This is a genomic window from Vibrio sp. 1249-1 (assembly GCF_033340495.1).
Window position 1 is genome coordinate 1 of the sequence record NZ_JAWOWJ010000662.1, and the last position, 652, is coordinate 652.

Annotated in this window: 1 pseudogene; it reads right to left on the bottom strand. The window is 42.2% G+C overall.

Annotated elements, in window-relative coordinates:
- Positions 1-551, bottom strand: a pseudogene (locus tag R7Z50_RS28210) (type VI secretion system membrane subunit TssM); the annotation flags it as partial.
- Between the last annotated feature and the right edge of the window lie 101 nt (positions 552-652).

Genomic DNA, 652 nt, shown 5'->3' on the forward strand with positions numbered 1-652 from the left:
CGTCCTGCTGTATCAATAAGTACTGCTTTATTAGCAAACCACCAATCACAGTGACGTGTTCCACCTACACCAGCTATAGAGTCAGCTCCTAAGCTTTCAGCTAACGGAAATTCCAAGCCAGATTGCTTTAAAACCGTGGTTTTACCTGTTCCAGGAGGACCAATTAGAACGTACCAAGGTAAATCGTACAAACTACGCTTTCTTTTATGCGTTTTTGTCACAACTTTGATCGCTTGCTCTATACGATCGCGCATTACGTCAATTTCACTGGCGGCTTCTTTGTCTGATTGGCTGTCTACTTCAAGCAACGTCTGAATACTTTCGTCTTCTCTAACTTTCTGTTTGTGCTGCTTTGTTAAGTTGATAAGCGCCCAAGCAAAAACAATCACTAGGATCGTAACTAAACGTTGAAAATCACTTTTAAGCGGCTCGTAACCTGCAACCGTGATCAGAGGACCTACAACCCAAATAAAAATGGAGCACGCGGCTACACCGACTAAACCAAGAAACCATCTTTGGGTAAATACTCTGCCTATTTCTTTAATACTCATTTCCTTGCCCAACCGTTAGTTGCCCACAATAAGATCGATTTCAATTCGACGATTCATTGCTCGGTTCTCTTCACTGTCATTTTCTACCAAATGTCTCGCAT